Here is a 3,448-nt window from a genome sequence, read left to right as displayed (position 1 = left end):
GAGAGGCTTGCCCTGACCGCACGCCTCGCCAAGGATGCAGGCCTGCTGGAGTTGCCTGTCGTATCAGTGGAGCAACCATTCGTTGCCGAAGACAGCGAACTGGGGGCTGTTCACAGTACCGAGTACATTGCTGCCGTGCGTGACGTGAGTTCGAATCCCGAGGACGCACGACCGGAGCTGGGACTTTGCACCGACGACAACCCCGGTTTCATCGGCATGCACGAGGCAAGCGCAAGGCTGGTGGGTGGTTCCCTGCTTGCCGCTGATGCCATTGTCTCGGGGAAAGCCGTTCATGCAGTGAACTTCGGCGGCGGAATGCACCACGCGGCGCGGTCGAAGGCGAGCGGATTCTGCATCTACAACGATGCCGCTGCCGCGATCCAGCGACTGCTTGATCGTGGTGTGCAGCGCGTGCTCTACATCGATGTCGATGCCCACCACGGTGATGGGACGGAAAGCATCTTCTGGAATGACCCGAGAGTGCTGACCATTTCCCTCCATGAGACCGGCATGAGCCTTTTCCCGGGCACCGGGTTCGCCAATGAGATCGGTGGGGCGCAGGCGGAGGGTTATGCCGTCAACGTGGCACTGCCGACCGTCGCCGGTGATTCCGCAGTGCTGCGCGCGTTCCACGCCGTCGTTCCGCAACTTACCGGGGTATTTCTGCCCGAAGTGATCGTCAGCCAGCACGGGTGTGATTCACACACCACCGATCCGCTCACCAACCTGCGGTTGAGCGTTGACGCTCAGTACGCGATGATGCTCGCGGTGCGGGACCTCGCCACGGAGTTCTGCGGTGGCCGGTGGATTTCCACCGGCGGCGGCGGATACAACCTGACAAGTGTGGTGCCGCGGTCCTGGGCGCTGCTGATAGCCGTGGCAGCGGGATCACCCCTGAACCCGAGAAGTCCGGTTCCCCAAGCGTGGCGGGACCATGTACACGAACGGTATGGATCGGACGCTCCGCTGCTGATGGGCGACGGCGCAGACCTGTGGTGGAGGTCCTGGGAAGTAGGTTACGACCCCAATGACGATCTGGACCGTACTGTGATGGCGACACGCAAAGCCGTGTTTCCCCTTCACGGACTCGACCCCTGGTTCGACTAGGTTGCACCGTTCGGTTGGCTAATCCATGCGAGGATGCCCGCAGGCGCATATATCGCTAGGGTAGGCAGATGATTATGGACGATGTATTCGCCGTCATCGCCGAAGGCACGCGCCGGGAGATCCTCGCCCGCCTCCGTTCGGGTGACAGGTCAGTGGGCCAGCTCGTCGAGGAATTGAAAGTGAGTCAGCCTACTATTTCCAAGCATCTGAAGGTGCTGCGGGAAGCAGGCCTGGTGTCAATGAGGGCCCAGGGCCAGAAACGGTACTACACGCTGGAGACGGCTCCACTTCGCGGCATCGCTGAATGGCTCGATTCCTTCGCACGGAATGACCCGCGGCTCGCGGACCGCGGCTCTCCCGCCCGGAAGGAGAGCAGCACGACAGATCCGGGCCGACCTGCGGCGGGCGTGCCGGCTGACGGTGCGCCTCCGCCTGAGGAAGTGGCGGGTGCTCGATCGGAGATCCTCGCCGCAGCGGCGCTGGCCGTCCCCGGAACGGATGCTGATTCCGCCCGGGCGGTAAATCCAGGGCAGCCCGCAAGGCTCGGCCTCGACAGCGCTGACGGCCTTCATGCCGGCGCCGATAATGACGGGGACGCCGGCCCGCCGGCCCCGCTCGAGGGGACGACGCGCCCGCAGCACCTCGGCAGGACGGTGGGCCGGGCGGCAGAGCGCGCCGCGGACCTCTTGTCGCAATTGCGCCGTCGCCGTGACCAGGAACGCTGAATCGAGCTCAATTTCGCTCCAAGGGCTTCCGTTCAGGGGTTTGTCCCGCTATTATCCGGCCTTGCGCGGAACAATCCACTCCCGCAACGCGTTGTCCCCTATAGCAGCCGCGGCGTCCATGGTGGTGTCGATTCAAGGGCCGCCTTCAAGAAAAAGGATTGGTGGATGGCAGACGGGACGAACTTCTCGGATGTGTCGTATCTGACGGTGGCCGAAGTGGCCGAACTGATGCGGGTGTCGAAAATGACGGTGTACCGGCTCGTTCACGCGGGAGCGCTGCCCGCCGTGCAGTTCGGCAGGTCCTACCGGGTGCCCGAGTCCGCGGTCCAGGAGTATCTGGATTCCGCGCGGGTGGACGGGCAGACCGCGTAGGCGTCGTCAGGTCCTGATCCAGGGACCTGGTGTGGCGCCGGTCGAGGTCAAGGTCCACGGCATTTGGCTGTACCCTGTTAAGGAGCGTTTTGGGCGGCTTTCTACTGCCGCTCATTTTTCCAATGTCAGCATCAGGCGGCTGTGGATCGGTCCCCGGGCCGGTACGGTCCCTGAAAACCAACAAAAGTTTGTGAGGACTCTATGGGTTCAGTAATCAAGAAGCGCCGCAAGCGTATGGCAAAGAAGAAGCACCGCAAGCTGCTTCGTAAGACCCGCCACCAGCGCCGCAACAAGAAGTAGGGCCCCTCGGTCCCTACCGGTAGCTACGCCGCTTGCGTCGACGCTCCCGGTCTTCTCCGGCCCGCCGTTTCATCAAGCGATGATGCGGTGGGCCGGATGTGGTTAATGCGCCGGATGGCGCTCGGCCGTGGGGACGGCTGGGGGCCGGCAAGCGGCGGTCAGCGGGCCCGGAAGCGGGAGAAGCTACGCCAGAGGCCGTAGACGGCGCCGGCGCCTGTCGCGGCCCGGAGACCCAGCGTCGCCGCGCGGCGTCCGCTGCGGAAGTCATAGACCGGCCAGTTGTTGGCGCGTGCATGGTGGCGCAGCCTGGTGTCGGGATTGATGGCCACCGGATGGCCCACAACGGTGAGCAGTGGAATGTCGTTGTAGGAATCGCTGTAGCCCCAGCATTTCGCGAGGTCCAGGTTTTCCTTCGTCGCAAGGTCGAGAACCGCGGCCGCCTTCGCCGGTCCGTGCAGGAAATCGCCCACGAGCTTCCCCGTGTACAGCCCTTCGGCGACTTCACCCACGGTGCCGAGGGCTCCGGTCAGGCCGAGGCGGCTCGAGATGACACTGGCCACCTCCACGGGAGTGCCGGTGACAAGCCAGACCTGGCGGCCGGAGCCCAGATGCTGTTCAGCAAGAGCCCGCGCTCCGGGCCAGATCTTCGACGCAATCATCTCGTCGTAGACCTCCTCGCCGAGGGCAAGGATATCCGCGTGCGCAATCCCGATGGCGAACGCAAGGGCTGCGTCCCGCACGGAGTTGACGTCGGTCATGGTTTCCCCACGCATGATGAAGCGCAGCTGCTTCCATGCGAGCCCGGCCGCGAACCGGAGGGTGAAGGCCTTGCGCTGGTACATTTTCCGCGCGACATGGAACAGGCTGGCGCCGCGCATCAGGGTGTTGTCGACGTCGAAGAAGGCTGCCTCGCCGGGCGCATGGTCCTGCCGCATCGAGGCGGG

5 protein-coding genes are annotated in these 3,448 nt (G+C 64.4%); 4 read left to right on the top strand and 1 reads right to left on the bottom strand.

Features of this window, described 5'->3' with window-relative positions; all coding sequences use genetic code 11:
* The 4 genes from Y705_RS19335 to Y705_RS21365 all read left to right on the top strand — a co-directional run.
* Positions 1–1,107: acetoin utilization protein AcuC (locus Y705_RS19335; RefSeq protein WP_081737998.1), on the top strand; the 1,107-nt coding region annotated here is incomplete at its 5' end.
* Positions 1,108–1,175: 68 nt separating this feature from the next.
* Positions 1,176–1,832 (top strand): ArsR/SmtB family transcription factor, encoded by a 657-nt coding sequence (locus Y705_RS0111350; RefSeq protein ID WP_026532941.1) that lies wholly within the window; start codon positions 1,176–1,178, stop codon positions 1,830–1,832.
* Positions 1,833–1,997: 165 nt separating this feature from the next.
* Positions 1,998–2,204 carry a helix-turn-helix domain-containing protein gene (locus Y705_RS0111345; protein ID WP_026532940.1) on the top strand — a complete coding sequence of 69 codons (207 nt, stop codon included), beginning with the start codon at positions 1,998–2,000 and terminating at the stop codon, positions 2,202–2,204.
* A gap of 201 nt (positions 2,205–2,405) precedes the next feature.
* Positions 2,406–2,504, top strand: a complete 99-nt coding sequence (locus tag Y705_RS21365) for a 30S ribosomal protein bS22 (RefSeq protein WP_003792170.1) — start codon at positions 2,406–2,408, stop codon at positions 2,502–2,504.
* 158 nt (positions 2,505–2,662) lie between these two features.
* Here Y705_RS21365 and Y705_RS19330 read toward each other — a convergent pair whose 3' ends face one another.
* Positions 2,663–3,439 carry an HAD family hydrolase gene (locus Y705_RS19330; protein ID WP_049822645.1) on the bottom strand — a complete coding sequence of 259 codons (777 nt, stop codon included), beginning with the start codon at positions 3,437–3,439 and terminating at the stop codon, positions 2,663–2,665.
* Positions 3,440–3,448 lie beyond the last annotated feature (9 nt).

The sequence above is a fragment of the Arthrobacter sp. H41 genome (assembly GCF_000520535.1).
In the GTDB taxonomy this organism is placed as follows: domain Bacteria; phylum Actinomycetota; class Actinomycetes; order Actinomycetales; family Micrococcaceae; genus Arthrobacter_D.
The sequence above is the reverse complement of the archived record's forward strand: the minus strand, read 5'-3'. Positions and strand labels throughout refer to the sequence as shown.

Excerpts from the sequence above, each read along its gene's own strand:
- Y705_RS21365 (WP_003792170.1), top strand. The coding sequence starts at position 2,406 with ATGGGTTCAGTAATCAAGAAGCGCCGCAAGCGTATGGCAAAGAAGAAG.
- Y705_RS19330 (WP_049822645.1), bottom strand. The coding sequence starts at position 3,439 with ATGCGGCAGGACCATGCGCCCGGCGAGGCAGCCTTCTTCGACGTCGAC.
- Y705_RS0111350 (WP_026532941.1), top strand. The coding sequence starts at position 1,176 with ATGATTATGGACGATGTATTCGCCGTCATCGCCGAAGGCACGCGCCGG.
- Y705_RS0111345 (WP_026532940.1), top strand. The coding sequence starts at position 1,998 with ATGGCAGACGGGACGAACTTCTCGGATGTGTCGTATCTGACGGTGGCC.